Origin of the sequence: Mesorhizobium sp. M0898 (assembly GCF_040319695.1) — a bacterium.
Taxonomy (GTDB): Bacteria; Pseudomonadota; Alphaproteobacteria; order Rhizobiales; family Rhizobiaceae; genus Mesorhizobium.
Map to the genome: position 1 here is coordinate 71,196 of NZ_JAMYOE010000016.1, position 25,763 is coordinate 96,958.

The following is a 25,763-nucleotide window of genomic DNA, read 5'->3' on the forward strand; positions in this document are numbered from 1 at the left end:
CAACGGCATTGGTCACGCCGGCGTTGGCTGTCCGAGCAGCGACCGCGCCGTCGGCGCCAGGCGCAGAACCTCCACGGGCCTGGCGAATTCCCACTGCGCGGCCTGCTCCAATTCCTGCCATCTCGGGAAGGCAGCCAAGGCTGCCTCATGGCGGGCATGCGCTTCGGTGCTGTCGAAACCGGTGATGATGATGAAGACGTTTTCGCTGGCCCGCACCGGCAACCGCGGAAAGCTGTTTTCGGCATGCTCGGTAACGAAGGCGGCGAGCGGCGACGCGCCAAATGCGGCGAGCACCGGAAGGGCCGCGGTCTGGGAGTCGTTGGCGAAACGGGCTTCCAGGCCCGGTTGCAAATGATGAATCCTGATGACAACAATTGCCTGCAAATCGCTGCTTGCGCTCGGTTTTTCGAGGTCCGCCTGGGGTAATCGTTGCAATCCCGAGAGGTCTAGGTCGGCGCTTGGCCAAGCCGGCTTCAGCAGCAGCACGTCGTCAGAATCAATCATCGTGGCGTTGGCGGCGTCGCGCCAGGCGGCCCAGACCGGCCCGTCATAGAAGGCGGTCAGAGCGTTTTTCCGCGCTTCCATACCGCCGAAGCCGCGCAGCCAGACGAACATATCCGGCCGGTCGAGATCGCGGAACTGGCCGATGATGGTCATCCCCGCGGTTTCCTGGCCCTCGATCAGGTGATTGTCGAAGATGCCGATCAGCGTCTCGCGCCTGCCGGGTTTCAGCGTGTATTGCCTGAGTTCGACAACGGGCGAGGTGAGCATATCGGATTTAGAACCGACGTTCAAAGGCAGGTCCATTGCGCGATCTCCAAAACAGGACAGTCATCCTGTTTTACAAAACAGACTGGTTGTCCTGTTTTGTCAATCTGCTATCGTGTGAAGATGTCAGCAGAGATATCCGCTCGCCCAAGGTCGCGGGCTCAAAAACGCACCAACGACCCCGAAGGCATGCGCAAGAAAGTGCTCGATGTGAAGCAGCCAGAAGCGCCAAGGGAACCCGAAAGAGAATACGTTGAGGCTGCCATATTGCACCGTCAACTACTTGAAATGGGGGATGTCAAAGGATCGAATGCGGCTCACGACCGCTTAATCCGCGCAATAAGAGAGATCAGGAACCGACCTGATCGTGGCCGATCTTTTCTGTTGGGAACCCTGAGGCATACAGACGAAAATGTCAGGTTCTGGAGTGCCGGGCACCTTTTGCCACTCGAAGAAAAAATGGCTCTTGCCGATTTGAAGAGCCTCGCAAGAGACGCGAAATCGTCGGTGGTTAGTTTAAGTGCCGATGTGACCGCAACGGAGTGGCGAAGAGGCACGCTGGATATTGATTGGTTCATGAAAGAGTAGAAGCAGCGCCTCGTCCGAATCGATCACTGGGCGTTGGCGGCGTCGCCCCAAGCAAACCCTACCGGCTGTTTTACAAAACAGACCGGTTGTCCTGTTTTGTCAATCTGCTATCGTGTGAAGATGTCAGCAGAGATATCCGCTCGCCCAAGGTCGCGGCCTCAAAAACGCACCAACGACCCCCAAGGCATGCGCAAAAAGGTGCTCGATGTCGCCGAGGAGGCGTTTCAGGCACGCGGCTATCATGCGTCCAGCATGGGCGACCTGATGGCGACTGCGGGCGTCACCGGTGGCGCGCTACACCACCATTTCCCAACCAAGAAGGCGCTGGCGCTCGCAGTGATCGAGGAGCGGGTCGCCGCCGCCGTAGAAGAGACATGGATCGCGCCGGTGCGGATGGCTCCCTCAGCGCGCGAGGGCGTGCGCTCCGTGTTCGCGGCCGTCGCGGCGGAGCTGGAGCAGCAGGGATTCGTGCGCGGCTGCCCGCTCAACAACCTGGCGCATGAACTGTCGCTTGCCGATCCGGATTTCCGCATTGCCCTTGCCAGCATTTTTTCTACCTGGCGTCAGGCGATCGCCGACAAGGTCAGGGCCGACCAGCAGGCGGGCCGGGAGCAGGGCATCGATCCGCAGCGCTTCGCGTCGCTGGCTGTCGCCACCTATTCCGGCGCCATGTCGATGGCCAAGACCGCGCAGGACGCAAGCGTGCTGCGCGATTGCCTGATGGCATTGGAACAGGGAGTCACGAGGCGACGTCGCAGGATACTGCACAGGGCGCTTTAACGCTGGCAGGACAGAGGCCGCAGTCGCTCATATCGCGACCGAGGCGGGAGGCCGAGCTCTTAATTCGGCAGCGGCTTGATCAGCTCGTAGCCGACCACGCTTTCGGCGCTAGTGCCCTCGTCATAGCGCCTGGCCACAACTGCCTGCAGGTCGGGTGCGTAAAGCGCGGTGAACTCGTCCCGCGTCTCGCCGGCCTGGCTCCTGATCGTCTGCTTGACCGCGAGTACGGAGTATTTGCAATCACCCAGGCTGAACGTCTCCTTGCCCTTGACGTTGATCTCCAGCGTCTCGGTGCCCTTCGGCGGCTTGTTCGGTGCAAGACGGGCAAACACGATCTTGCTCTTGGCACCCGCCTTCAGCGGGAACACCTTCCTGAGATCGGAAAACGGGATCATCGCCAGCTGCCCCGTGCTGCTATCGCGAAACACCTCGATCACCCCGCCGAACAGGTACTGCGACTGCGGCGATTGGGACTGGTATTTGTTGGCAACCGCCACCATTCCGCCCGCCGCCGGACGAAATTCGCTACGGATGCCGGGCCTTTCGAGAATGAAGCCGGCCTTGGCCGATTTGGCGTCGATGCACCCGGCGCCATGCGCTGCGCTCGTCACCGCCAGAATCGCCATTGTCATGCCGATGGATGCAGTTTTCATGGCGTCCTCTCTGCCCGCGCAAGTTGAATGCCGAAAGCAATGCCAGACCTGGGAGAACGTGTCGACATACTTTACGAGCAACTGGACTGCCGGTCCGCGTCGTGCTGAATTTTAGCGCATGATGCATCGCATTTTCGCCCGGCCGGTTTCCCGGCGCAGCTTCCTGATGAAGGCAGCGGCCGTTGCCGCGGCCGGCGCCGTTTCGCGCCCGGCCTTCGGCCAGACTGGGCAGCGCATCCCGCCCATCGACGCCACTTTCCTGTTCATTGCCGACGTCCATGCCTGCCGCATGGCCAGCGGGTTGAGCCCGCATTGCGAGCAGCAAGGCAAGACCGACGACGCCTTGCTGCGCAACGTCGCCGCACTCAATGGCATCGGCGACAGACAATGGCCGGCCGAAGTCGATGGCGTCGCCACCGGCCTGCGCTCAAAAGGCAGAATCGGCACGCCGCTCGGCCTCGTCGTTGGCGGCGACATCACCGATGACGGCGGCGGCCAGATCACCCAGCCCAGCGAGGGCACGCAGCTGCTTCAGTTCAGCCAGCGCTACCAGCAAGGCGTCGGCCCCGACCGCGTGCACATGCCGGTCTATGTCGGCCTCGGCAACCACGACCTCGACCAGAACGGCCCGCGCTCGCATGTCGACTGGTACCGCCGCGAAATGCGCGACTACGTCGAGGTCAACCACCGCCCCGGTGTGTTCTTCAAGCCGCCGGTGCCGGCCACTGCCTTCGATGTCGCGACCGACTGTTATTCGTGGGATTGGGGAGGCCTGCATCTTGTCCAGACGCACCGCTTCGCCGGCGATACCGGCCATGGTGCCGTCAGCAGCCTGCCATGGCTGAAGCAGGATCTGGCGACCTACGCCGGCGACGGCCGCCCGGTCATCCTGTTCCAGCATTATGGTTGGGATACTTTTTCGATCGAAAGATGGGACGCAGCCGAGAAGACCTTCGACGAAGGCGGCAAGGGTCCGCCGCACTGGTGGAGCGAAGCTGACAGGCAGGCGCTGCTGGCTGCGCTGAAGGGCTATAATGTCGTCGGCATTTTTCACGGTCACCAGCACGCGACGCCGATGATCTACCACCGTGACGGGCTCGATCTGTTCAAGCCGAAGGCCGCCTTCATGGGCGGTTTCGCGCTGGCGCGGGTGACCAGCAATAGCATGGAAGTGGTTCTGGGCGAGGCCACCGGCGACCACGGCGAGGTCACTTTCACCAATGCATACAGCAAAAGCCTGACTTTCTGACGGGCAGGAGAGGACGCAAAAAAGGCGGCCGAGCCGCCTTTTCCTGGTTTGCGAAGGGCCACCCTCAAAGCGCCTTCTTCACCTTGTCCTTCACGTCGCCATAGGCTTTCTGCATCTTGCCGGTGGCCTTGTCGACATCGCCTTCGGCCTCGGCGCGCCTGTTGCCCGTGGTCTTGCCGGCGGCCTGCTTGACAGCGCCCTTGGCTTGCTTGGCAACGCCGGCAACCTGATCCTTGTTCACCATCTCGCATCTCCTGAACCGTTCGCCTGGAGAAACGGTCGCGGATCGCTTAGGTTCCGGGTTCTGCCCGTCGATTGGGATAGCTTCCGGCCGCAAAGCCGACAGAATAGGGTGCACCAGAACGCCCGAATAGACAGGGCCGGAGGGACAATGGCTGAATTCACGCTCTTCATCGGCAACAAATGTTTCTCGTCCTGGTCACTGCGGCCATGGCTGGCGATGAAGCACCTGGAGATCCCGTTCGAGGAGGGTTTTGTGCGCCTGCGCACGCCCGAGACCGCGGCCAATCTGGCCAGGATATCGCCGACCGGCCAGGTGCCGGTGCTGAACCATCGGCTGCCGAATGGCGAGGTCCGGATCGTCTGGGAAACCCTTGCCATCCTTGAATATCTTGCCGAGCTGTTTCCCGGGAAAAAGCTGTGGCCGGCCGATATCGGCGCCCGTGCGCTGGCCCGCTCGGCGGCGACAGAGATGCATTCGGGCTTTCGCGAGGTCCGCTATGGCTGGCCGATGAATTTGCGCCGGCCAAAAGGCCACAAGCCGCTCGACGCCGAAGGTGAGGCACAACGGGCGCGCATCGAAGGGCTATGGCGCGAATGCCGCGGAAAATACGGCAAAGGCGGCCCGTTCCTGTTTGGCCGTTTCACCGTGGCCGACGCCATGTACGCGCCGGTCGCCACCCGCTTCGACACCTATGGCGGCACGCTGGCGCCCGACACCCGCGCCTATGTCGACGCCGTGCTTTCGATACCGGCGATGCGCCACTGGTATGCCGAGGCGGCGAAAGAGCCTTGGCCGGAGCCCGGCCCAGACGAATAGAGCCGAGCAATCGGCAAGCTGGTCTTCCACTTCGCGGCCCGCGGCCTATCTGAAGATCGGGCTGGGGCCTTGGAGACTTCACAATGACATCTGTTTCTTCCGCACTGGCCGGCAAAGTCGCACTCGTCACCGGCGCCTCCTCGGGCATCGGCGAGGCAACGGCTGTGGCGCTCGCAACCGCCGGGGCCAAGGTGGCGATTGCCGCACGCCGCGCCGATCGTCTCGAAGCGCTAGCCTTACGTATCGAAAAGGCCGGCGGCACGGCGCTCCGCATCGAGGCCGACGTCACCAGCAACGACGATGTCACCGCCATGGTCGACAAGGTTGTCACCGAATGGGGCCGCCTCGACATCCTCGTCAACAATGCTGGGGTGATGCTTCTGTCGCCGGCCGCCGAGGCGATGCTCGACGACTGGCGCCGCATGGTCGAGCTCAACCTGCTGGCGCTGATGGGCGTCACCAAAGCGGCGCTGCCGCATCTGAGGGCCGCCAAGGGTCACATCGTCAATGTCTCGTCGGTCGCCGGCCGTGTCGCCAATCCGGGCGCCAGCGGCTACGCGGCAACCAAGTTCGGTGTCGTCGGCTTTTCCGAATCGCTGCGCCGCGAAGTCTACGCCGACAAGGTTCGCGTCACCGTCATCGAGCCCGGCCTGGTGCGCACCGAGCTCGGCGACCACATCACCAATCCGGCGTTCAAGGCTGATCTGGATAAGCGGCTTGCCGCCATGGAGGCGCTGACCGCCGAGGACATCGCCGCGGCCATTTTCTACGCCGTGAGCCAGCCGGCACATGTCAACGTCAACGAGATCGTCATCCGCCCGACCGACCAGGAACGGTGAACGGCGTCAGATATTTCGCTACGCTTCGAATCCCGCTCGCAGGAAATCGCCACACTCCTCGACCAGCCGCGACGGGTCCCTCGCGAGATAGACGCCGAAATCCGCCATCGCCGCCGGCGGCAGGTTGAAGCGTCCGTTGAGGCTTTGGCAGTCGGGCGGCAGTCCTTCCTGCAGCAGAAGCCCGATGCCGAGCCCGGCCCTCAGCGCCGAGATCAGTGTCGCGAAGGTCGACACGCGGCAGCCGATCTTCCAGCCGATCCCGGCCTCGGCGAGCGAGGCCAGCATCCTGTCCTGCCAGGAGCAGGCGCCTTCGAAGATGATCAGCGGAAGCTCGACCTCGTCATCGATCTCGATCATGCGGCTTGCCGCCCAGACCAGCTGTCGTGACACATGGCCTCGCGGCGCCATTGTGAAGCGTGCCGGATCGGCCATGACGATGTCGCATCTTCCTGCGCCCAGCGACTTGCTGAGATCGCTGCTGCTGGCCGATGTCAGCTCGATCTCCACGGAAGGATGCCGACGGCGGAAGTCGGCAATGATCAACGGCAGCCGTGTCACCGCCAAATCCTCGACGATGCCCAGCCGGACACGGCCGACCAGCCTGCGGCCTTCTATCTCGCGCCTGGCATCGTCGCCGATCGCGATTGCCTTGCGGGCGAAGGCGAGCAGGATCTCGCCGGCCTCGGTCAGCGTCACGCCGCGCGGCGAACGGCGCAGCAGCTCGGCTCCGACTTCACCCTCGAGGCGCTGAAGCTGCATACTCACCGCCGCCTGTGTGCGGGCAAGCCGATCGGCCGCCCGGCTCACCGTTCCCGTATCGGCCACGGTGACGAAGGCGCGCAGCAGCCTGACGTCGATATCACCAGTCATAAAAATTCCTGATAGCTGTGTCAGCACTATCAGGCTATCCGAAAGCCCGATCTGAATTCAAGGTCCGCTCGCACGAACGAAAACAGGAGCAGCCACCTTGCCCTACAGAAGAAGATTTGAGGAGTTCGGTGTCGCCTGGCCGTCGCTCGAGCGGCCTGCTTTGCCGTTCTCGCCGACGGCTCGGGCCGCAGACATCGTCTATGTCTCCGGTCAGATCCCCGAGATCGGGCAGGAGATCGCTGCGATCGGCCAGGTCGGCGCAGAGATCGATCTGGCCGCGGCGCGGAACGCCGCCCGGCTCTGCGCGGCCAACATCGTCTATTGGCTAGACAAGGAATTGGACGGCAATCTCGACCGCGTCGTGAAATTCGCCAAGCTGACCGTCTATGTGAACGCGGCGGCCGGCTTTGCGGCCTATTCGGAGGTCGGCAACGGAGCATCCGAATTTCTGCTCCATGTTTTCGGCGAGCGTGGCGAGCATGCCCGCTGCTCGCTCGGCATGGCCGGCTTGCCGGCCAATGTTCCGGTCGAAGCCGACGCCATTGTGCATGTCCGCTGATGCACGCCCAGAACATGCACTCGGGCCTGATCCGAGAGTGCGCAGCGAAACCAAGGGAGGCTTGGCTTGATTAGCGCAAATCTTGAGGGGCGGAAGGCGCTTGTCCTCGGCGGAGGCAAGGGCCTCGGTTTCGGCGTCGCCGAAGCGCTCGCGGCGAAAGGCGCGGAGATCATCCTGGTCGGACGAGGGGAGGAGACCCTGGATGCGGCGCGGCGCGCGATCGAGTCCGCCGGCCCCGTCTGCTCGACCTTCAGCGCCGATCTTTCCGATAACGACAGCGTCTCCCGGCTGATCCGTGCCATCGAGGACGAGCATCAGCGGATCGACATCGTCCTGCTCAATGGCGGCGGCCCGCCGCCCTTCGCGGCCAGCGTCTTCGATGCGAGCGTCTGGGAGAAGCAGTTCACCAGCATGGTGCTGAGCCAGATGCGTATCGCCATCTCTTTCCTGCCCGGCATGCGGGCGCGGCGCTGGGGACGCATCATCGCCGTTTCCTCCACATCCGTCCGCGAGCCGATCCCCGGCCTCACCGCTTCGAACGCGTTGCGCGCGTCGCTTGCCGGCTGGGCCAAGACCCTGGCCGGCGAAGTGGCGGCGGACGGCGTCACCGTCAACCTGTTGCTGCCTGGCCGTTTTGCGACGGACCGGACGAAACAGTTCGACGCGATGGACGCCGCCGACAGGGGTGTGGACGCTGCTGTGATCGCCGCCGAGAGTCAGGCCGAAATCCCGGCAAAGCGCTACGGGACCCCCGCCGAATTCGGCGCGGTTGCCGCATTCCTGGCCAGCGACGACGCCGCCTATATCACCGGCGTGGCTTTGCCGGTGGATGGCGGGCTCAGCCGGGCCATGCCGTGAGGGGCAGGCGGCGCGAATGGTCGCATCACAGGAACGCCCCTCGTGCCTTTTATCTGCGCGGGGGGCGTCCTGTTTGTCGTCCGCCTCTCTCAAGATCGCTCTTTCAAGAACGGCTTTCGACACCGAAAGAATGCCCGCGATGCCAAAATGGTTCCCGGCTGATTGGTTTTTTCGGCGGGCAATAGCCCGGCTTTCACCGTCCGATGTGCTGGCGCGGGCCGCCGCCGCGCGTCTCCGCGAGTGTGGCAAATCAAAAAAATTGACACAACGCGCAAAGAAGTCTATAAGAATTTTGTCGATATTTGTTTGACCGACTTTTGTTATCCGCGTGCTTAGGCGCGCCTTTGGCGAACTTCCCCCATCAAAATCGAGACAAACGTTGTTGTGCATCCGCATGACGGCGAACGAATATTTGCCATGGAAAGGGTTCGTTATGAGCACAGGCACAGTTAAATGGTTCAACGCCACCAAAGGTTTTGGTTTTATTCAGCCTGACGACGGTTCTGCCGACGTTTTCGTCCACATCTCAGCCGTCGAGCGCGCCGGAATGCGCGACATCGTCGAGGGCCAGAAGCTTGGCTACGAGATGGTCCGCGACAACAAGTCGGGCAAGATGTCCGCCGACCAGTTGAAGGCGGCCTAAAACGGAATTAAGCCTCACCGGTGACCACGGATGTACTGGCACCGGTGAATGGCAAATTCCAGCGCATGATCGCGGGGATGTTAAGTCCCCGCTCATGCGCATGAGAAGAACGTTTCCTTGCGCGTCTCTCGGGATGCGCGGGCGCTCTTATGGAAGGTCAGGCGGTGCCTGGCCTTTTTCATTTTTGCGCTTCGATCGCCGAAAGAGCGCCGCTCGACGGCCCGGACGTGCTAAGGACGTTCCAGCAATTTGAAACCGGCTGCCGTATTGCTTTGTGCGGGATCCTGGCCGAAAGACCAGTCTCGCCACTTTTCGGCGGCGTGCTCCGAACCGGGAGAAAGACCTTGACCGCAACTTCAAAAAAACCCCGCGACCAGGCCGAATCCATTTTCAGCAAGACGCGGACCCAGTCGATGTCGCTCGACCGCATCAATTCCGAACGGGATGCCGTCAGCCAGGCCCGCGAAGCCAAGACCGCGCGGCTGCGCGAATTGCGCCTGGAGAAGGAAGCCGACGACATGGCGGCGGCGGTTGCGCTCGCGGCCTCGCCGAAACGCGCAGGCAAACGCTGATGGCCACCAAACGCGTGCCTCAAAAGGCGATCGCCGCAGATTCGACCATCGCCGATGTCGTGGGCGAACTAGACAAGCCGGTCGAATATGTCCGGCGCGTGCTCGAAAAGCTCGAGCGCTGCAGGCGTGTCCACGGCGATGCCCAGGTTCGGCTCGGCGTGCGCGGTCGTGCCGAATGCCCCAATTATCTGATCGAATACGTCCGGGAAAACACCAAGACCCGCGAGCGCGTGACCTTTCAGGATGCCGCCTACAGCGGCAGCACGCATCGCGAGCTGGCGCCCCGGCACATCGAGGAAGCCAGGAACTGGTCGCCCGAAGAAATGAACATCACGGCCGTTTCGGCGCTTATCGGCCGCCTTCGCAATCCGAATGCGCCATCATCGCGTTTCTCTGACGAGGATTGATATGGCAATCAAGTTTTCCGCCAAGGGCCAGCCGGCAGCGCCTGCTGCCGCCGTGAAGCCGGCCAAGCCGGCCGCCGCGCCAAAAACCGGCGAAGCCGCCGAAGCGGGCACCGATCTGTTCAGGTCGCCGGCGGAAGCACCGCCGCGCAAGCCCAAGAAGAAATAGCGCCCTTGCAGCAAAATGCCGACCGGAAATCTGCGCCAAGGCTGCTTGCCCTGGCGGTCGCAGAGGAGTTTTCGTCGCCACGAGAGGGCGCCGGTCCGGTTGCCTTCGATTGCCAGACCTGTGGCGCCTGCTGCGCCTACTCGTCCAGATGGCCGCGCTTCTCCACCGAGGATGACGCGCAGCTCGACCTTATCCCGCAAAAATACGTGGCTGCCGACGAAGCCGGCATGCGCTGCGACGGCGCGCGCTGTTCGGCACTGTGCGGCGAGGTCGGCAAGTCAACGGCCTGCGGCATCTACGACATCCGCCCCGACGTCTGCCGCGCCTGCATGCCGGGCGATGACGACTGCCTGATCGCGCGTCGGGCTCACGGTCTGCCGACGCTGTAATGACGGCCCTCGGGCTGGCGTCTCAGTTTGAATTTCGTCAATCAGATGCGCGAAAGTCGCTGCGGTAGAGGCCGGGCGATCGTCCGGTCAATCGTTTGAATGCCTGCGAGAACGACGGCACCGATTCATATCCGACGGCGCGCCCGATCTCGCCAATGTTCTGGTTCGTTTCCCGCAGAGCCCTGGCGGCAAGGTTCATCCGCCACCGGGTCACATAGGACAGCGGCGGCTGTCCTACCAGTTGAGCGAAGCGACGCGCGAAGGTGGCCCGCGATTGTGCTGCGCCGCTGGCAAGGGAAGCGATGGTCCAGGGATTGCCCGGCCGCTCGTGGATCAGGCGCAAAGCCTGCGCAATGCCTTTGTCGCGCAAGGCGCCAAACCATCCCCCTGTTCCGAGTGGCTGATGTTCGATCCAGGCACGCAACAAGAAGATCAGCGTGCTGTCGAGAAGGCGTGGGGCGACAATGTCGTGGCCGCCGAGATCGCCTTTCGCTTCGACCTGCAGAAGTTCCAGGGCAAGCCGCAGCGGCTCGCTGGTGCCAATCTGATTTCGGGTCAAATGGATCAGCGGAGGAAGCAGCGAAACCATCGGGTATGGCCCGACGCCGTCGAGTGAATATCTAGCACAAAGAAGAGTTGTTGCGTCGCTCTCGCTTTTCGGTTCCAGTCCGCTCCGATTTGCGGAAAGGACGGCGGATATCGATGCCGTCGGTGCATCCGCCGGATTGCAAAGGGCATGCCCGATACCGCTCGCGACAAGGATGACATCTCCCTCGCCTAAGCGGATCGGCTCTTTTTGACCAGTCAGCCGCAACCAGCATTCGCCGTTCTGTATGACGTGGATGGCGGCATTCCTTGTCGGACCCACCGAAATACCCCATGGCCGATGCAGCGTCGCGCTGCCGATCATGGCGCTGCCAAATCGCAGCGAAGCAAGAACTTCGGACAAGGCGTCCATGAGAACCATCCTCCGACAATGAACCGACGACGATATTAGACGATTGGATAAGAATCCAGGCGAATAGCGTATCGACCATCTCACAAGCGTGGCTGATCATGTTGGCAATATCGGCCTGCGGACGCCCTGTCCACGTCGGGCAGAAGCAGGCACCTCACGGAGCAAAAACATGCGTGACGAACCATCAAATCCAGTTCCAGCCAAGATCCATAATTCGCTCGAGACCAACAAAACGATCGTCCTGGACTTCATCGACAAAGCAGTAAACCAGGGCAACATCGAAGCTGCTTCGATGCATTTTGGCGAACGCTACATCCAACACAATCCGAACATTGCGGATGGTGCGGACGGCTTCAAAGCCTATCTGCAGCAGCTCAAACAGTCATTTCCCCTCGTGAAGGGAGAGGTGAAGCGGATTTTTGCCGAAGGGGATTTCGTCATCGTGCACATGCACGCAAAACGCGAACCGGAGGAGGAGGGCCTGGCCATTGTCGACATTTTCAGGCTGAAGGACAGCAAGCTGGTCGAACACTGGGAAGTTCGGCAGCCCGTCGCGGACAGCAAGCTGCACGCCAACAGCATGATCTGAATGCGCATAGGCTCTCAGGCTGGCTTGTGCCCGCACGTTTCGCTGATTACGCTGCCGGCGGCAGGGCCAGCACCGGGAGACCATCCGTGAGCATCGAATTTCTGTTGACGTCGCTGATTGTCGTGGCTTCGCCCGGTACCGGCGTTCTCTATACGCTGAGCGCCGGGCTTTCGCGTGGCGCGCGCGCCAGCATCATTGCCGCTTTCGGCTGCACGCTCGGCATTATTCCGCACATGGCGGCCGCCATCACCGGCCTCGCGGCGCTGCTGCATACCAGTGCCGTCGCCTTCGAGACGCTGAAATATCTCGGCGTCGCCTATCTTCTCTACATGGCCTGGAACACGCTGAAGGAGAAGGGCGGCCTGAGCGTCGACGAAAATGTGGCGCCGCGCTCGGCCGGCAAGGTGATCACTTCGGGCATCCTCATCAACATCCTCAATCCGAAGCTGTCGATCTTCTTCTTTGCCTTCCTGCCGCAATTCGTCAGCACCACCGAACCGCATGCGCTGTCGCAGATGCTGGAGCTCAGCAGCGTCTTCATGCTGCTCACCTTCGTGGTCTTTGTCGGCTACGGCGTTTTCGCGGCGTCAATCCGCAGCCATGTCGTGTCGCGGCCAAAGGTGCTGACCTGGATGCGCCGTACCTTCGCCGGAGCCTTTGTCATGCTCGGCGCCAAACTGGCGCTGGCGGACCGGTAGACAGGAAGGTCGCGGGCATTCAAATCTATCCCTTCACATAGCCCATGGCCTCGACAATCTGCCCGTCCGCCACGCGCATCAGGTTGACGCCGCGCAGCGAATTGCCGTCGCCCATCCAGTAGCGCCAGCGGATCGTCGCCCGATCGCCGGCGACGAAAGTTTCTTCAATGTCGAAGCGCGTGCCGGGTCCGGTTGCGATCGCCGACCACAGTTCGACGCAGGCGCCCTTGCCGATGCGGCGGGCGCCGTCCGGGGCCGGCGTGGTGTTTTCGATCACGCAATCTTCCGCCACCAGATCGTCGAGCGCCGACGGGTCGTGGCGCTGGAAGACGTCGTTGTAGCCGCATGATCTCGGCCGTTTCGGCGGAGCGTTTGGCGGCGGCGATGTCGATGACGAGTTCCTGTGTCATTGGATATTCCTTCCCTTCAGTGATCGGTAGCGGTTTCGATGAGGCGGGCCTTGAGCGTGATCACTGCGACGCCGGCCAGCGCCCGCGACACGAGGCAGCTCTCCTTGGCCGTCTGCGCCAGCCGCTCGAACTCCCCCGCCGCCAGCCCGGCGACGCTTGCCTCGGTTTCCAGCTCGATACGGGTCAGCGTCGGTCCAGCCGCGGTGGCGCCGAGATGCGCTTTCGCGATCGTGTGGATGCGTGCGGGAGTGTAACCTTCGCGGCCGAGGACGGCGCTCAGCGCCATCGAGAAGCAGCCGGCATGCGCCGCCGCAATCAATTCCTCGGGGTTGGTGCCGGGACCGTTCTCGAAACGCGACGGGAACGAGTAGGCGCCTTCGAAGACGCCGCTGCCGAGCTTCAGCCGGCCCGAACCTTCCTTCAACGATCCCTGCCATTGGGCCTCTGCTTCACGAATGGTCATAATGGTCATTGTGTCTCTCCTTTGATTTGAGGGGTCGATCAGATTTTGGGGCGGACCAGTCAGGCGCTGTCGACGACCACTTTCCCGAAGACGTCGCCTTGCTGGAAATAGCGATAGGCGTCGTTGGCCTCGTCGAAGGCGAACACCTTGTCGATGACAGGCTTAAGCCGATGCACCGAGATGGCGCGCAGCATGGCTTCGAGGTTGGTGCGATTGCCGACGAACAGGCGGCTGATGGTGGCGAGGCTGCGCTGGTAGACCGGGCCGGGGATCTGCACCGTCCCGCCTTTCGCATCCTGTATGGTGAGAAGCACGATGCGCCCGTAAAGCGCGCAGGCGATCATCGACTGCGCGAAGGTCGGCGGGCCGCCGGTCTCGACGACGAGGTCGATGCCGCCGGTCTGCTCTCGTACCGCAGCACCCCATTCCGGCATGTCGGCGGTCGAGACGACGAGGTCGGCGCCCAGCGCCTGCAGCCGGTCCAGCTTCTCGTTGCGCGAGCTGACTGCCACGACACGGCAGCCGAGCAGCTTGGCGAATTGCAGCGCAAATAGCGCGACGCCACCTGAACCGATGACAAGAACCCATTGGCCGGGCTTCGGCATTTCGGCCGCCGTCACGGCATTCCAGGCGGTCAGGCCGGCGCAGGTTAGTGTCGCCGCTTGATGCCAGTCGAGATGATCGGGAAGCCGCACCGCCCATTGCTCGTCGAGCACGGCGTATTCGGCCAGCATCCCGTCCAGCGTGCAGCCAAGCTGGTCGATCAGACCGGCATTGATGCGGCCATCGATCCAGCGCGCAAAATAACTGCCGGTGACGCGGTCGCCGACGGCAAAGCGGGTGACGGCCTCGCCGACGGCAACGACTTCGCCGGCGCCGTCGCTCAGCGGGATAACGCCTTGGCGCGGCGCCAGCGGGTAGGTGCCGTTGAGGATCATCGTATCGCGGCGGTTGAGCGCGGTGGCGCGGACACGCACGACGATCTCGTGCGGCTTCGGCGTCGGCTGCGCCTCGTCGCGCATCACTAGGCACTTGGTCCCGCAGGTTCCTTCAAGACGATAGCTGCGCATTTGCCTCTCGATATGTAGACTGATCTACATATTATGTAGACCGATTGTCATATTCGAGGCAAGGTCTATAATGCTCACTCCTGACAGAGGTTGACATGGCGAACGACACCCGTACCCGCATACTCGAGACCACGGGGCGCCTGCTTCGGCAGCGCGGCTATCACGGCACTTCGCTCAACGACATATTGAGCGCCTCAGGCGCGCCGAGAGGCTCGCTCTATTTTCATTTTCCGGGCGGCAAGGACCAGTTGGTCATCGAGGTGACGCGCGACAGCGTCGAGGACGTCTCGAAAAGGCTGGGCGAGGCCCTTGCAGCCGAAAAGGACCCGGCGGTGGCCGTCCACCACATCTACCAGTCGGTCGCGCGCATGCTGGAAGACAATCGGTTCACGCTCGGTTGCCCGATCGCGCCCGTGGTGTTGGACTCGCCGATCGACATGCCGGAACTGGCCGAGTTGTGCCGCTCCGCCTTCGAGCAATGGATAGGCTTGCTCAGGGCGGCCTTCGTCAGGGCAGGGGTGCCCGAGCGCCGCGCGCATGCGCTGGCACTGCTGGTCGAATCATCGCTGGAAGGGCTGATGGTGATCGCACGCGCCACCCACGACCGCGCCCCGGTGCTGGCGGTAGCCGATGAGGTCGCGGCGCTGATTGAGGGCGCTTTGCCGGCCAAGAGTGCCACTGCCGCGGTGCATTGATATCGCCGCTTGAGCCGGGGCAGCCCGCTATGAAGCAAACAAAAAGGGCGGCATCGCTGCCGCCCTTTCCGAAAGCTTGCGAGATTGGCTGGATTAGAAATCCATGCCACCCATGCCGCCCATGCCGCCGCCGCCCATGCCGCCAGGCATGCCGCCGCCAGCCGACTCCTTCTTCGGAGCCTCCGCGATCATGGCTTCGGTGGTGACCAGCAGGCCGGCGACCGAGGCCGCGTCCTGCAGAGCCGTGCGCACAACCTTGACCGGATCGACGATACCCATGGCGATCATGTCGCCATATTCGCCGGTCTGGGCGTTGTAGCCGAAGGTTGCCCCCTTGTTCTCAAGGATCTTGCCGGCAACGATCGATGCTTCCGCACCGGCGTTGGCCGCGATCTGGCGGGCCGGAGCCTGCAGCGCGCGGCGCACGATGTTGATGCCGGCGGCCTGGTCGGAGTTGGCGCCGGTTGCCTTGATGCTCAGCGAAGCGCGCAGCAGTGCGACGCCGCCGCCGGGAACGATGCCTTCTTCGACGGCCGCGCGGGTCGCGTTGAGGGCGTCATCGACGCGGTCCTTCTTTTCCTTGACTTCCACTTCGGTCGCACCGCCGACGCGGATGACGGCAACGCCGCCCGCCAGCTTGGCGAGACGTTCCTGCAGCTTCTCCTTGTCGTAGTCCGAGGTGGTCTCCTCGATCTGCTGCTTGATCTGGGCGACGCGGCCCTGGATTTCGGCCTTCTTGCCGGCGCCGTCGACGATGGTGGTGTTCTCCTTGGAGATCGACACCTTCTTGGCGCGGCCGAGCATGTTCAGGCCGACATTCTCGAGCTTGATGCCGAGGTCTTCGGAAATGACCTGGCCACCGGTGAGGATGGCGATGTCTTCCAGCATGGCCTTGCGGCGATCACCAAAGCCCGGCGCCTTGACGGCGGCGATTTTCAGGCCACCGCGCAGCTTGTTGACGACCAGCGTGGCCAGGGCCTCGCCTTCGACATCTTCCGAGATGATGACCAGCGGCTTCGAGGTCTGCACGACGGCCTCGAGGATCGGCAGCATGGCCTGCAGATTGGAGAGCTTCTTCTCGTGGAGAAGAATGTAGGCGTCTTCCAGATCCGCAACCATCTTCTCGGCGTTGGTGACGAAGTAGGGCGAGAGATAGCCGCGGTCGAACTGCATGCCTTCAACGACTTCAAGCTCGGTCTCGGCGGTCTTTGCTTCCTCGACGGTGATGACGCCCTCATTGCCGACCTTCTGCATCGCTTCCGCGATCATCGAGCCGACCGACACGTCGCCATTGCCGGCGATGGTGCCGACCTGGGCAACCTCTTCCGAGGTCTTGATCTTCTTGGCGTTCTTAATCAGCGTCGCGACGACGTCGGCGACGGCGAGGTCGATGCCGCGCTTGAGGTCCATCGGGTTCATGCCGGCTGCAACCGCCTTGTGGCCTTCCTGGACGATCGACTGTGCCAGAACGGTCGCGGTCGTAGTGCCGTCGCCGGCGATGTCGTTGGTCTTCGAAGCAACTTCGCGAACCATCTGCGCGCCCATGTTCTCGAACTTGTCTTCAAGCTCGATTTCCTTGGCGACGGTGACGCCGTCCTTGGTGATGCGCGGTGCGCCGAACGACTTGTCGATGACGACGTTGCGGCCCTTGGGGCCGAGCGTGACCTTCACCGCGTCGGCGAGGATGTTGACGCCGCGCAGCATGCGCTCGCGAGCGTCGCGGGAGAATTTTACGTCTTTGGCAGCCATTTTTAGCTCCTGGCAGGGGCTTGGATTGAGCCCGAAGATTTAAATGAGGGTGAGGCCGATATTCAGCCGATGATGCCCATAATGTCGGCTTCCTTCATGATCAGAAGGTCTTCGCCATTGAGCTTGACTTCGGTGCCCGACCACTTGCCGAACAGGATACGGTCGCCGGCCTTGACGTCCAGCGGGACGAGCTTGCCGGCTTCGTCACGGGCGCCGGAACCGACGGCGATGATCTCGCCTTCCTGCGGCTTTTCCTTAGCCGTGTCGGGGATGATGATCCCGCCCGCGGTCTTGGATTCGGATTCGACCCGACGAACGACCACGCGGTCATGAAGCGGGCGGAACTTCGACTTTGCCATTTTTTATTCCTCGATGAGAATGGTGAGAACAGTTCCTCCGTCCGGCGGCGCCGGACATGTGGTTAGCACTCATCTTGGGGGAGTGCTAACGTGGCGCTGAAATAGGCTGGCAACTCGCGCGAGTCAAGGCGCCCGGTGAGCATCATCAGGACAATTGCTTCAAACGGATACTTGACTAAGTCAACTAAATCGCTGATCTTGCCGGGAGGAGGATGCCATGACCATTCATCATCACCCAGGCAAGGAGCGGATCGACGCGGTGCGGGCCTTCAACCGCTTCTACACCCGCCAGATCGGGCTGCTCGACGAAGGGCTGCTGAAAAGCACCTTCTCGCTGACCGAGGCGGGAGTGCTCTATGAGCTGGCGCATCGCGATGGCCTGACCGCCACCGACCTTGGGCGCGATCTCGGCCTCGATGCCGGTTATCTCAGCCGGCTGCTGAAGAAGTTCGAGGAGCGTGATCTGGTCGAGCGCGCCACGATCGAGACGGATGCACGGCGTTCGACGATCGCGCTGACCAAGGCCGGGCGGCAGGCCTTCGCGCCGCTGAACCAGGGTTCGCACGACCAGGTCGCGGCATTGCTCGACCGGCTTCCAGTTCCCGAACAGGACAGGCTGGTCAGGGCCATGCAGACGGTGCAGCGTCTGCTGGGCGGAAGCACCGAGCCCAAAATTCCCTATATGCTGCGGCCTCTGCAAATCGGCGACATCGGCTGGATTATCCATCGCCAGGGCCTGCTCTACGCGCAGGAATATGGCTGGGACGAAACCTATGAAGCGCTGGTCGCCGAAATCCTCGGCGCATTCGTCAAATCCTTCGATCCGAAATGGGAACGCAGCTGGATCGCCGAGCGGCAAGGCGAGGTCGTCGGCTCGGTCTTCGTCGTGCGCCAGTCGGACGCGGTGGCGAAGTTGCGCCTGCTCTATGTCGAGCCGTCGGCGCGCGGCCTCGGCATCGGCAAGCGGCTGGTCGAGGAATGTATCGGCTTTTGCCGCGCCACGGGTTACACGACACTGACGCTGTGGACCAACGGCGTGCTCGCCGCCGCTCGCCACATCTATGAGGCTGCGGGCTTTAAATTGACCAACGAGGAGCGCCACCATTCCTTCGGCAAGGATCTGGTCGGCCAGAACTGGAATTTGGAGCTGTAGCAGCGCCGCAGAATTTCGAGCATCGGCCTGGGGCGGTCGCTCAGGTCGCAGGCTTAATGTTTTGGTTCAAGCGAAAGAAATTGGTGGGATCATACTTGTTCTTTAGTGCGGCCAACCTCGGATAATTCTCGCCGTAAGCCGCCAGAACCCGATCAGTGCCTTCTTCGCCGAGATTATTCGCATAGACGCCGCCGGTCGAGAACGGTCTCATTGCATCCCACAGGTCGCGCGCCCATCGGATGTGCGTTTCGTCGTCAGACGGGTAGTCCCAGATCGTAAAGCGCATCCCGATTGGCGTAGGGCGTTCCGTCCATCGGTACTCGCGAGATGGCGCCGCCAACCTGCTGCAGGACCAGAAGCGATTCGCTGGGTGCAGTCATGTAAGCCGCAAGCATGGTATCGATCGCCTGATCTGTGATTTCGCGCATGAACTGCGCCTTCCAGTAGTAGCGCCGCCCGCGCGGAAAGAGGCTGTCCCCGGCCGATTGGATTTGAAGATAGGGGACAGGAGCAATCCGGCGCTCAACTGGCGTGCCATACTCTCTCAGAGGTTGAATGATTTGTTGGCCTTCGTCGAGTGGGCCGATGTAGCACGCCGATATGCTGAAGAAGCGTTCGCCCGAGGGCGCCGTCACAAGCGCTGCATCCAGGCTCAGCTCATCCGGGGCGCCGCTCGAGAACCGCATCGCTTCGCGTTACAAGCGCCCGGCGTAATAAATTGCTAACTACGATCGCCCTGCACCAACTGCCATGCACACTCGCCGGCTTCTGGCACAATCCGGCTCCTTGAATTATGAGCACGCTTATTATATATGTCGCTCATGGTTTCCGACGGCATCGACAGATTAGGCTTTTTGATCCACGACGTGCAGCGCCTGATGCGCAAGCGCTTCGAGGCGCGCGCCAGTGGTTTCGGCCTTTCTTCAGCGCAATGGCGGCTTCTGGTACGTGTCGCCAAGGAGGCGGGTGTCGCGCAGGCGCGGCTTGCCGAGCTTCTTGAGATCGAGCCGATCAGCGTCTCGCGTCTTGTCGATCGCATGGAGGAGGGCGGCTGGATCGAGCGCCGTCCCGACGCAACCGACAGGCGAGTGCGCATGATTTTCCCGACCGCCAAGGCAAACGCGGCTTACACCCACGTCAAGAGCCTTGCCGGCGAGGTCTATGAGGAATCGCTCGTTGGCGTTTCGCCGGAAGATCGCCGCGTCCTGGTCAGGGCGCTGGAGACAATGGTGCAGAATCTTGCAGATGGTGAGGCGCCGCCCTCGGAAAAAGTGAAGAATACGGAAGGCACAGCAGCATGAACGCGGTAGCCAAACTAGATGAGAATGCGGCCAAGCTGGAGATGGAAGCTCCCGCGAAGCCGGCGGCAGCTCCGGTAACGGTCGCTCCGCAGATAGCTCCGGCGCCGGTGGCGCCGAAGCAGAAGCGCCGTGCCGGCCGCTTCCTTTTGATGTTTGTGCTGCCCGCTGCGTTGATCGCCGGCGGCAGCTATGTCTGGGTGACCGGCGGCCGCTATCAGGAGACCGAGAACGCCAATCTGCAGCAGGCCAAGGTGTCGATAGCCGCCGATACGGCGGGCCGCATCGTTCAGGTCGACATTTTCGACAACCAGTCTGTCAAGCAGGGCGACGTGTTGTTCGCTATCGATCCCGAGCCCTACCGGATCGCATTGGCCCAGGCCGACGCGGCGGTGGCCGGCGCACGGCTCAATGTCGAGCAGTTGCGTGCGGCCTACAGCCAGGCGCTGGCGCAGGAGAAGTCCGACGAAAGCCAGGTCCAGTACGCGCAGTCGCAATATGACCGCGCCGCCGACCTTGCCCGCAAGGGCATCAACGCCAAGTCGTCTCTGGACGAAGCCAAGAACGACCTCGACAAGGCGAAGCAGCAGCTGGCCGTGGCCCAGCAAGGGATCGTCAGCGCCAAGGCGGCACTTGGCGGCAATCCCGACATCGAGACCGACAAGCATCCAACGGTAATGGCGGCGCTCGCCGCACGCGACAAGGCGGCCTACGATCTGGTCCAGACCACGGTCAAGGCACCCGCCGACGGCATCATCAGCCAGGCCGCTTCGTTCAAGGTCGGCCAGTATGTCGGTTCGGGCACGCCGCTGTTTTCGCTGGTCGAGACCGGCGACACCTGGGTCGACGCCAATTTCAAGGAAACCCAGCTCACCAACATGAAACCCGGCCAGAAGGCCGAAATCATGGTCGATACTTATCCGGGCAAGACGTTCGAAGCCACCGTCAAGGCGATCGGCGCCGGCACCGGCGCCGAGTTCTCGCTGCTGCCCGCGCAGAACGCTACCGGCAACTGGGTCAAGGTCACGCAGCGCATTCCGGTCCGCCTGGAATTGACCGATGCCGACGCCAAGGCGGCGCTGCGCACCGGCATGAGCGCGACCGTCACGGTGGACACCGGCGTTTCCCGCGGGCTGCCGAGCATTTTCCGCCGCGCCACGGCAGGCGAGGCCAGGTAAAGAGGCCTGGTAGCGGCCGCATAGCAAACAGCGAGATGGATGCAGGATTGGTCCGAGGGAGGCGCGGGAAAAGTTGAATGCGTGGACGGGCTGCGCTGTAGCCTGCCTGAGCAGACAACGCCGCGCAGGATCTTCGGTCCTCAGGTTTCCGGGCGGCAGGCGCCCGCTTTATCGAGACGCTCAGTCGATGTAACCCCCACATCGATGCTCGCGTCCCACCGCGATGAGGGTCTCTCTACAGCGGGGCCTCGCCGTCCGGAAACCTAATGTACACGTTTTTGTTACCTGCTGGAAGTTTTACGTCATGAGCAGCCCAGAACCCTTTCGCGAAGTACCGCACCGCGGCTTGATCACAGTTGCGCTCATGCTTGCGACGATCATGCAGGCGCTCGACACGACGATCGCCAACGTTGCGCTGCCGACCATGACCGGCGATCTCGGCGCCTCCCCCGACAACATCAACTGGGTGTTGACCTCCTACATCGTTGCCGCGGCGATCATGACGCCGGTGACCGGTTGGCTGGCCGACCGCTTCGGTCGCAAGGAGCTGTTCCTGACGGCCGTGGTCGGTTTCACCGTCTTTTCAATGCTGTGCGGCATCGCCTGGAGCCTTGAGACCATCGTTTTGTTCCGGCTCATGCAAGGCGTGTTCGGTGCGGCCATCGTGCCGCTGTCGCAGACCTTCCTGCTCGACATCAACCCCAGGGAACGCCACGGCCAGGCCATGGCCATCTGGGGCGCCGGCATCATGCTGGGACCGATCCTTGGCCCGACGCTGGGTGGCTGGCTGACTGAGAATTTCAACTGGCGCTGGGTGTTCTTCATCAACCTGCCGGTCGGCATCATCGCCTTCCTCGGCATGGCGGCATATCTTCCCAGCGTCGCCCGGCGGGTGCGCAGCTTCGATTTCTTCGGCTTCACCATGCTCTCGCTCGGTGTCGGCGCGCTGCAGCTGATGCTCGATCGCGGCGGCGAGGTCGACTGGTTTTCCTCGATCGAGATATGGATCGAGCTTGGTCTTTCCATCACCGGCTTCTGGGTATTCACCATACATACGTTGACGGCGGAGCACCCCTTTATCGACCCCAAGATCTTCCTCGATCGCAATTTCGTCACCGGGCTGGCGTTCATCTTTGTCATGGGCGTGCTCATCCTGGCGAGCATGTCGCTGCTGCCGCCAATGCTATCGACCATCTTCGGCTATCCGACCCTCACCATCGGCGTCGTCCTGGGGCCGCGCGGTGTCGGCACGATGATCGCGATGCTGTTCGTCGGGCGGATCATGCACAGGATCGATGCCAGGATCCTCGTCGTCATCGGCTTCCTGCTGACCGCGCAATCGCTCTATACGATGTCGAGCTTTTCGCCGCAGATGGACAACTGGCTTATCCTCAGCTCCGGCGTCATCCAGGGCCTTGGAATGGGAATGGTGTTCGTGCCGCTGTCCACCGTGGCTTTCGCCACGCTCGACGCACGTTTCCGCACCGATGCAACGGCGCTGTTCAGCCTGGTGCGCAATCTTGGCTCGTCGATCGGCGTATCGGTGGTGACGGTTCTGCTGGTACGCAACACGCAGATCAACCACGCCGAGCTCTCGGCCTATATCAATCCGTTCAATCCCAACCTCTGGGCGGCATCGCCGGCAGCGGCGGGCGGCGATCCGACGGCGCTGTCGCTGATGGATCGCATGGTCAATATCCAGGCGATGATGATCTCCTACGTCAATGACTTCAAGCTGCTGATGATGATGACGCTGCTTGCTGTCCCGTTTGTTTTCCTGCTGCGCAAGCCAAAGGCTGCGCCGCCCGCCGGTGGGGCGCCTGCCGCGCATATGGACTAAGCCTCGGGGCTTACGGCAACCGCGACCGGCCACGGTTTCCGTTGCCGTGCCGGTCGCGTCGGCGTTGAGCCAGGTTCACCTGCCATTAGTATATCCGGACCAATATGCAGTCGCTTTTGGGTTGAAGGCGAGCCTCCTTTGCTTGCCTCAAGCATCAGCGGGAGGAATTGTGTTTGGCCACGAAATCATCCAGGCAAACCGCCGACGCGCCCGAATCCGCAAATTTGACGACGCTGGCACAACTGGCGACTGCCTCATATGAGGCCCTCGAGTGCGAGCTTCGCGCCACGATTGCGGCACTTCAGGACCAGGCACTGCGGTTCCAGACCGCGATAGAGAACATCTCGCAAGGCATCTGTTTCTTTGATGCCGGTGAACGGCTGATCCTGTGCAATCGACGCTACGCGGAAATCTATCGCCTTGCCCCGGAGCAATTGCAGCCGGGTGCGGCGCTGCGCGAAATCGTCGAGCGGCGCGTCGCTGTCGGAACCTCGGCAATGAATGCGGACACTTATCTGGCGTTGGCCCGGGCAGTCAATTCGGGCACGGCTTCGGGGAACTGGACAGCCGAGCTCGCCGATGGCCGGACAATTCAGGTCTGCCATCAGCCGATGCCTGACGGCGGCTGGGTGGCCACGCATGAGGACATCAGCGAGCTCAGCGCCAACCGCTTGGTCGTCGACGAGCGTATCTCCTTGCAGACGCTCATCGACCTGGTGCCTGACTACATGTGGGTGAAGGACACCGAAAGCCGCTTCGTCGTCGCCAACCGAGCCATTGCGTCCGACAGCGGTCGAGACAGCACGAGCGACATGATCGGTCTGAGCGACTTCGACCTTCACGCGCCGGATCTTGCGCAGAAATTTCGCCTCATCGAGCAGCAACTGATGCGCGACGGACAACCGATGATCGACGAGGAGGAGTTCGTCGTCGATGCGTCAGGCACCGGCAAATGGTTCCTGTCTACGAAACTGCCGTTGCGCAACGTTCAGAACAACATTTTCGGCCTCGTCGGCATTGCCCGTGACATCACTGCGCGCAAGCAGGCCGAAATCCTTCGCGACGGGCAGGCGCATATCCTCGAGATGATCGCAAAGAGCGCTCCCCTCGAAGACGTGCTCGAGCGGCTCATGCGTCTGGTCGAGTCCCAACTGGCGGGGATATTCGGTTCGGTCTTGCTGCTCGACAAGGATGGCAGCCACTTGCGCCACGCCGCCGCGCCGAGCCTGGCGAGAGACTACACCGACGCCGTCGACGGCGCCGCGGTAGGCCCAAGGGCAGGGTCTTGCGGTACCGCAGTCTATCGGCGCGAGCCGGTGATTGTCGCTGATATCATGCAGGATCCGCTTTGGCAGGACTATCGCGAACTCGCGCGGCCACACGGTTTGCGTTCATGCTGGTCGACACCGATCCTGTCGCATCAGGGCGCCGTGCTCGGCGTCTTTGCGATGTATTCTATGACGGTGCGCGAACCGACCGAGGCCGAGACTCGCCTCATCGATTTCACCACGCGCATCGCCGGGATCGCCATCGAACGCAAACAGGCCGAAGACCGGATCCACTTCATGGCCAATCATGACGTGCTGACCGGGCTTCCCAATCGCGCCTTGTTGGAGGACCGGCTTTCACAGGCGGTCTTGTACGCCCAGCGATACGATCGCTGGGTGACGGTGGTGTTCATTGATCTGGACAATTTCAAATTCGTCAACGACACGCTCGGCCACAATGCCGGCGACGAGCTTCTGAAGACCGTCGCAAGTCGCATGGTCGACTGCGTCCGGGCGACCGATACCGTCGTGCGGCTTGGCGGCGACGAATTCGTCGTCGTGCTTTTCGACCAGCCGGCGAACGTCGATCTCGTTTCCGAGACCTTGCAAAAGCTCAGGGCTGCACTCGCCGAACCGGTTCGGCTCGGAGCGCATCTTGTGCGGGCGACGGCCAGCATCGGCATTGCCAACTATCCCAAGGATGGGACGGATCCCGATACGCTGCTGGCAAATGCCGACGCGGCCATGTATCGCGCCAAGGAGTTCGGCCGCGATAATTTCCAGTTTTACGCTCCGGAGTTCAACACCAGGGCGCATGAAAAATTCGTGCTTCAGGAAGAGTTGCGAAACGCCTTGGCGCGTTCGGAATTCACGCTGCTCTACCAACCGCAGGTGGACCTTCGGTCAGGTCGGGTTTTTGCGGTCGAGGCGCTGATACGCTGGAACCACCCAACGCTTGGCACGGTAATGCCGACGATGTTCATCCCGACCGCCGAGGAGACAGGTCTGATCGTACCGATCGGCGACTGGGTTCTGCATGAGGCGTGCCGGCAGAACAAAGCCTGGCAAGACGCGGGGCTGCCGCCCTTGACCGTTTGCGTGAATGTGTCGGCGCGGCAATTCAGGGAGCGCAACCTGATCGATCGCATCGTCAGCGCGCTGAAGGACAGCGGCCTGGAGGCCAGGTATCTCGAGCTGGAGGTGACCGAGAGCCTTATCATGCAGGATATCGAGCTGGCGGTCGCCACCATGAACGCCCTGCAAAGCCTGGGTGTCCAGATCTCGATCGATGATTTCGGCACCGGCTATTCCAGCCTCAGCGCACTCAAGACCTTTCCCGTGGCGCGGCTAAAGATCGACAAGTCCTTCATCAAGGATCTCGCCGCCGACGAGAACGATCAGGCTGTGGCCAGCGCGGTGATTTCATTGGGGCAAAATCTCAACCTGAGGGTCATCGCCGAGGGCGTTGAGACAGATGATCAGGTTGCTTTCCTGCGCAGGAACAATTGCGACGAAATGCAGGGCTATCATTTCAGCAGGCCGGTTTGTGCGCAGGACATCGAGGAATTGCTCGGCGGCGGCCGCAAAGACTGACGGATCGGTCGCCAGCAGGCTTCCGCCGTCCAAATGGTGGA

The 25,763-nt window shown here is 62.2% G+C and carries 31 protein-coding genes and 1 pseudogene; 20 read left to right on the forward strand and 12 right to left on the reverse strand.

All coding sequences use genetic code 11. The features are described 5' to 3' along the window. Nucleotides 1-12: 12 nt before the first annotated feature. Nucleotides 13-771, reverse strand: a complete 759-nt coding sequence (locus NKH90_RS18240; RefSeq protein ID WP_352820310.1) for an NIPSNAP family protein — start codon at nt 769-771, stop codon at nt 13-15. Here NKH90_RS18240 and NKH90_RS18245 point away from each other — a divergent pair. Beyond that, a complete protein-coding gene (locus NKH90_RS18245) occupies nt 685-1,356 on the forward strand; it encodes a hypothetical protein (protein ID WP_352820312.1) in 672 nt (223 codons plus the stop codon). The two genes, NKH90_RS18240 and NKH90_RS18245, sit on opposite strands and share 87 nt — an antisense overlap. Nucleotides 1,357-1,542: 186 nt before the next feature. Continuing rightward, nucleotides 1,543-2,136, forward strand: coding sequence for a TetR/AcrR family transcriptional regulator (locus NKH90_RS18250; RefSeq protein ID WP_352820272.1), 594 nt, complete (start codon nt 1,543-1,545; stop codon nt 2,134-2,136). 59 nt (nt 2,137-2,195) lie between these two features. Here NKH90_RS18250 and NKH90_RS18255 read toward each other — a convergent pair whose 3' ends face one another. Continuing rightward, nucleotides 2,196-2,789 (reverse strand): hypothetical protein, encoded by a 594-nt coding sequence (locus NKH90_RS18255; RefSeq protein WP_352820274.1) that lies wholly within the window; start codon nt 2,787-2,789, stop codon nt 2,196-2,198. 118 nt (nt 2,790-2,907) lie between these two features. Here NKH90_RS18255 and NKH90_RS18260 point away from each other — a divergent pair, with 118 nt between their 5' ends. Further along, a complete protein-coding gene (locus NKH90_RS18260; RefSeq protein ID WP_352820276.1) occupies nt 2,908-4,038 on the forward strand; it encodes a metallophosphoesterase in 1,131 nt (376 codons plus the stop codon). A 64-nt stretch (nt 4,039-4,102) separates the two neighbouring features. On the opposite strand, the gene NKH90_RS18265 is transcribed toward NKH90_RS18260, so the two are convergent. Continuing rightward, complete coding sequence (locus NKH90_RS18265; protein WP_352820278.1) at nt 4,103-4,282, reverse strand: CsbD family protein; 180 nt, start codon at nt 4,280-4,282, stop codon at nt 4,103-4,105. Nucleotides 4,283-4,429: 147 nt separating this feature from the next. Here NKH90_RS18265 and NKH90_RS18270 point away from each other — a divergent pair, with 147 nt between their 5' ends. Continuing rightward, complete coding sequence (locus tag NKH90_RS18270) at nt 4,430-5,098, forward strand: glutathione S-transferase family protein (RefSeq protein WP_352820280.1); 669 nt, start codon at nt 4,430-4,432, stop codon at nt 5,096-5,098. 83 nt (nt 5,099-5,181) lie between these two features. After that, the gene (locus tag NKH90_RS18275) at nt 5,182-5,937 is read left to right on the forward strand and encodes an SDR family NAD(P)-dependent oxidoreductase (RefSeq protein ID WP_352820282.1); all 756 of its coding nucleotides are present in this window, start codon (nt 5,182-5,184) and stop codon (nt 5,935-5,937) included. 18 nt (nt 5,938-5,955) lie between these two features. Here the strand turns inward: NKH90_RS18275 and NKH90_RS18280 are convergent, their stop codons facing one another. Beyond that, complete coding sequence (locus tag NKH90_RS18280) at nt 5,956-6,807, reverse strand: LysR family transcriptional regulator (protein ID WP_352820284.1); 852 nt, start codon at nt 6,805-6,807, stop codon at nt 5,956-5,958. Nucleotides 6,808-6,904: 97 nt separating this feature from the next. Between NKH90_RS18280 and NKH90_RS18285 the strand changes: the two genes are divergently transcribed. From NKH90_RS18285 to NKH90_RS18315, 7 genes are all read left to right on the forward strand, one after another. Then, nucleotides 6,905-7,366: a RidA family protein gene (locus NKH90_RS18285; protein ID WP_352820286.1), complete on the forward strand. Its 462-nt coding sequence runs from the start codon at nt 6,905-6,907 to the stop codon at nt 7,364-7,366. 66 nt (nt 7,367-7,432) lie between these two features. Further along, the gene (locus tag NKH90_RS18290) at nt 7,433-8,224 is read left to right on the forward strand and encodes an SDR family oxidoreductase (protein ID WP_352820288.1); all 792 of its coding nucleotides are present in this window, start codon (nt 7,433-7,435) and stop codon (nt 8,222-8,224) included. Nucleotides 8,225-8,657: 433 nt separating this feature from the next. Further along, on the forward strand, nt 8,658-8,867 hold the full coding sequence (locus NKH90_RS18295) for a cold-shock protein (protein ID WP_010915421.1): 210 nt from the start codon (nt 8,658-8,660) through the stop codon (nt 8,865-8,867). Nucleotides 8,868-9,211: 344 nt separating this feature from the next. After that, nucleotides 9,212-9,439, forward strand: a complete 228-nt coding sequence (locus NKH90_RS18300) for a hypothetical protein (protein WP_023677608.1) — start codon at nt 9,212-9,214, stop codon at nt 9,437-9,439. Further along, nucleotides 9,439-9,846, forward strand: a complete 408-nt coding sequence (locus tag NKH90_RS18305; RefSeq protein ID WP_352503387.1) for a hypothetical protein — start codon at nt 9,439-9,441, stop codon at nt 9,844-9,846. Before NKH90_RS18300 ends, NKH90_RS18305 begins: the two co-directional genes overlap by 1 nt. Nucleotide 9,847: 1 nt before the next feature. Next, a complete protein-coding gene (locus tag NKH90_RS18310) occupies nt 9,848-10,012 on the forward strand; it encodes a hypothetical protein (protein WP_023722752.1) in 165 nt (54 codons plus the stop codon). Between the two features lie 50 nt (nt 10,013-10,062). Next, nucleotides 10,063-10,401, forward strand: a complete 339-nt coding sequence (locus tag NKH90_RS18315; RefSeq protein WP_352770987.1) for a YkgJ family cysteine cluster protein — start codon at nt 10,063-10,065, stop codon at nt 10,399-10,401. Between the two features lie 37 nt (nt 10,402-10,438). Here the strand turns inward: NKH90_RS18315 and NKH90_RS18320 are convergent, their stop codons facing one another. Continuing rightward, nucleotides 10,439-11,368, reverse strand: a complete 930-nt coding sequence (locus NKH90_RS18320) for an AraC family transcriptional regulator (protein ID WP_352820290.1) — start codon at nt 11,366-11,368, stop codon at nt 10,439-10,441. Nucleotides 11,369-11,447: 79 nt separating this feature from the next. Here NKH90_RS18320 and NKH90_RS18325 point away from each other — a divergent pair, with 79 nt between their 5' ends. Both NKH90_RS18325 and NKH90_RS18330 read left to right on the forward strand, forming a co-directional pair. Then, entirely contained in the window at nt 11,448-11,948 is a 501-nt protein-coding gene (locus NKH90_RS18325; RefSeq protein ID WP_352820291.1) for a nuclear transport factor 2 family protein, read from the forward strand. An 86-nt stretch (nt 11,949-12,034) separates the two neighbouring features. Further along, nucleotides 12,035-12,646, forward strand: coding sequence for a LysE family translocator (locus tag NKH90_RS18330; protein ID WP_352472666.1), 612 nt, complete (start codon nt 12,035-12,037; stop codon nt 12,644-12,646). Between the two features lie 25 nt (nt 12,647-12,671). Here the strand turns inward: NKH90_RS18330 and NKH90_RS18335 are convergent. The 3 genes and pseudogenes from NKH90_RS18335 to NKH90_RS18345 form a co-directional block, all read right to left on the reverse strand. Then, nucleotides 12,672-13,056 (reverse strand): annotated as a pseudogene (locus NKH90_RS18335) (nuclear transport factor 2 family protein). A gap of 16 nt (nt 13,057-13,072) precedes the next feature. Continuing rightward, the gene (locus tag NKH90_RS18340; protein WP_352622135.1) at nt 13,073-13,519 is read right to left on the reverse strand and encodes an OsmC family protein; all 447 of its coding nucleotides are present in this window, start codon (nt 13,517-13,519) and stop codon (nt 13,073-13,075) included. A gap of 59 nt (nt 13,520-13,578) precedes the next feature. Continuing rightward, a complete protein-coding gene (locus tag NKH90_RS18345) occupies nt 13,579-14,589 on the reverse strand; it encodes a zinc-dependent alcohol dehydrogenase family protein (protein ID WP_352817479.1) in 1,011 nt (336 codons plus the stop codon). Between the two features lie 95 nt (nt 14,590-14,684). Between NKH90_RS18345 and NKH90_RS18350 the strand changes: the two genes are divergently transcribed. Further along, nucleotides 14,685-15,284, forward strand: a complete 600-nt coding sequence (locus NKH90_RS18350; RefSeq protein WP_352684914.1) for a TetR/AcrR family transcriptional regulator — start codon at nt 14,685-14,687, stop codon at nt 15,282-15,284. Nucleotides 15,285-15,377: 93 nt separating this feature from the next. Here the strand turns inward: NKH90_RS18350 and groL are convergent, their stop codons facing one another. Beyond that, nucleotides 15,378-17,033, reverse strand: coding sequence for a chaperonin GroEL (groL, locus tag NKH90_RS18355; protein WP_352817476.1), 1,656 nt, complete (start codon nt 17,031-17,033; stop codon nt 15,378-15,380). A 62-nt stretch (nt 17,034-17,095) separates the two neighbouring features. Continuing rightward, complete coding sequence (groES, locus tag NKH90_RS18360) at nt 17,096-17,392, reverse strand: co-chaperone GroES (protein WP_006333965.1); 297 nt, start codon at nt 17,390-17,392, stop codon at nt 17,096-17,098. A 217-nt stretch (nt 17,393-17,609) separates the two neighbouring features. Here groES and NKH90_RS18365 point away from each other — a divergent pair, with 217 nt between their 5' ends. After that, nucleotides 17,610-18,545, forward strand: coding sequence for a bifunctional helix-turn-helix transcriptional regulator/GNAT family N-acetyltransferase (locus NKH90_RS18365; protein WP_352820292.1), 936 nt, complete (start codon nt 17,610-17,612; stop codon nt 18,543-18,545). 40 nt (nt 18,546-18,585) lie between these two features. Here the strand turns inward: NKH90_RS18365 and NKH90_RS18370 are convergent, their stop codons facing one another. Both NKH90_RS18370 and NKH90_RS18375 read right to left on the reverse strand, forming a co-directional pair. After that, the gene (locus tag NKH90_RS18370) at nt 18,586-18,831 is read right to left on the reverse strand and encodes a BBE domain-containing protein (RefSeq protein ID WP_352474504.1); all 246 of its coding nucleotides are present in this window, start codon (nt 18,829-18,831) and stop codon (nt 18,586-18,588) included. Further along, nucleotides 18,800-19,231: a hypothetical protein gene (locus NKH90_RS18375; RefSeq protein WP_352474506.1), complete on the reverse strand. Its 432-nt coding sequence runs from the start codon at nt 19,229-19,231 to the stop codon at nt 18,800-18,802. Before NKH90_RS18375 ends, NKH90_RS18370 begins: the two co-directional genes overlap by 32 nt. Nucleotides 19,232-19,366: 135 nt before the next feature. Between NKH90_RS18375 and NKH90_RS18380 the strand changes: the two genes are divergently transcribed. The 4 genes from NKH90_RS18380 (at nt 19,367) to NKH90_RS18395 (ending at nt 25,722) form a co-directional block, all read left to right on the forward strand. Continuing rightward, nucleotides 19,367-19,846, forward strand: a complete 480-nt coding sequence (locus NKH90_RS18380) for a MarR family winged helix-turn-helix transcriptional regulator (protein ID WP_352474535.1) — start codon at nt 19,367-19,369, stop codon at nt 19,844-19,846. Then, nucleotides 19,843-21,021, forward strand: coding sequence for an HlyD family secretion protein (locus NKH90_RS18385; RefSeq protein WP_352820294.1), 1,179 nt, complete (start codon nt 19,843-19,845; stop codon nt 21,019-21,021). Before NKH90_RS18380 ends, NKH90_RS18385 begins: the two co-directional genes overlap by 4 nt. Before the next feature lie 304 nt (nt 21,022-21,325). Beyond that, on the forward strand, nt 21,326-22,861 hold the full coding sequence (locus NKH90_RS18390; protein WP_023674328.1) for a DHA2 family efflux MFS transporter permease subunit: 1,536 nt from the start codon (nt 21,326-21,328) through the stop codon (nt 22,859-22,861). A gap of 173 nt (nt 22,862-23,034) precedes the next feature. Beyond that, on the forward strand, nt 23,035-25,722 hold the full coding sequence (locus NKH90_RS18395; RefSeq protein ID WP_352820295.1) for an EAL domain-containing protein: 2,688 nt from the start codon (nt 23,035-23,037) through the stop codon (nt 25,720-25,722). Nucleotides 25,723-25,763 lie beyond the last annotated feature (41 nt).

Excerpts from the sequence above, each read along its gene's own strand:
- NKH90_RS18240 (WP_352820310.1), bottom strand. The coding sequence starts at position 771 with ATGCTCACCTCGCCCGTTGTCGAACTCAGGCAATACACGCTGAAACCC.
- NKH90_RS18250 (WP_352820272.1), top strand. The coding sequence starts at position 1,543 with ATGCGCAAAAAGGTGCTCGATGTCGCCGAGGAGGCGTTTCAGGCACGC.
- NKH90_RS18255 (WP_352820274.1), bottom strand. The coding sequence starts at position 2,789 with ATGAAAACTGCATCCATCGGCATGACAATGGCGATTCTGGCGGTGACG.
- NKH90_RS18260 (WP_352820276.1), top strand. The coding sequence starts at position 2,908 with ATGATGCATCGCATTTTCGCCCGGCCGGTTTCCCGGCGCAGCTTCCTG.
- NKH90_RS18265 (WP_352820278.1), bottom strand. The coding sequence starts at position 4,282 with ATGGTGAACAAGGATCAGGTTGCCGGCGTTGCCAAGCAAGCCAAGGGC.
- NKH90_RS18270 (WP_352820280.1), top strand. The coding sequence starts at position 4,430 with ATGGCTGAATTCACGCTCTTCATCGGCAACAAATGTTTCTCGTCCTGG.
- NKH90_RS18275 (WP_352820282.1), top strand. The coding sequence starts at position 5,182 with ATGACATCTGTTTCTTCCGCACTGGCCGGCAAAGTCGCACTCGTCACC.
- NKH90_RS18280 (WP_352820284.1), bottom strand. The coding sequence starts at position 6,807 with ATGACTGGTGATATCGACGTCAGGCTGCTGCGCGCCTTCGTCACCGTG.
- NKH90_RS18295 (WP_010915421.1), top strand. The coding sequence starts at position 8,658 with ATGAGCACAGGCACAGTTAAATGGTTCAACGCCACCAAAGGTTTTGGT.
- NKH90_RS18305 (WP_352503387.1), top strand. The coding sequence starts at position 9,439 with ATGGCCACCAAACGCGTGCCTCAAAAGGCGATCGCCGCAGATTCGACC.
- NKH90_RS18310 (WP_023722752.1), top strand. The coding sequence starts at position 9,848 with ATGGCAATCAAGTTTTCCGCCAAGGGCCAGCCGGCAGCGCCTGCTGCC.
- NKH90_RS18320 (WP_352820290.1), bottom strand. The coding sequence starts at position 11,368 with ATGGTTCTCATGGACGCCTTGTCCGAAGTTCTTGCTTCGCTGCGATTT.
- NKH90_RS18340 (WP_352622135.1), bottom strand. The coding sequence starts at position 13,519 with ATGACCATTCGTGAAGCAGAGGCCCAATGGCAGGGATCGTTGAAGGAA.
- NKH90_RS18345 (WP_352817479.1), bottom strand. The coding sequence starts at position 14,589 with ATGCGCAGCTATCGTCTTGAAGGAACCTGCGGGACCAAGTGCCTAGTG.
- NKH90_RS18350 (WP_352684914.1), top strand. The coding sequence starts at position 14,685 with ATGGCGAACGACACCCGTACCCGCATACTCGAGACCACGGGGCGCCTG.
- groL (WP_352817476.1), bottom strand. The coding sequence starts at position 17,033 with ATGGCTGCCAAAGACGTAAAATTCTCCCGCGACGCTCGCGAGCGCATG.
- groES (WP_006333965.1), bottom strand. The coding sequence starts at position 17,392 with ATGGCAAAGTCGAAGTTCCGCCCGCTTCATGACCGCGTGGTCGTTCGT.
- NKH90_RS18365 (WP_352820292.1), top strand. The coding sequence starts at position 17,610 with ATGACCATTCATCATCACCCAGGCAAGGAGCGGATCGACGCGGTGCGG.
- NKH90_RS18370 (WP_352474504.1), bottom strand. The coding sequence starts at position 18,831 with ATGCGCTTTACGATCTGGGACTACCCGTCTGACGACGAAACGCACATC.
- NKH90_RS18375 (WP_352474506.1), bottom strand. The coding sequence starts at position 19,231 with ATGCGGTTCTCGAGCGGCGCCCCGGATGAGCTGAGCCTGGATGCAGCG.
- NKH90_RS18380 (WP_352474535.1), top strand. The coding sequence starts at position 19,367 with ATGGTTTCCGACGGCATCGACAGATTAGGCTTTTTGATCCACGACGTG.
- NKH90_RS18385 (WP_352820294.1), top strand. The coding sequence starts at position 19,843 with ATGAACGCGGTAGCCAAACTAGATGAGAATGCGGCCAAGCTGGAGATG.
- NKH90_RS18390 (WP_023674328.1), top strand. The coding sequence starts at position 21,326 with ATGAGCAGCCCAGAACCCTTTCGCGAAGTACCGCACCGCGGCTTGATC.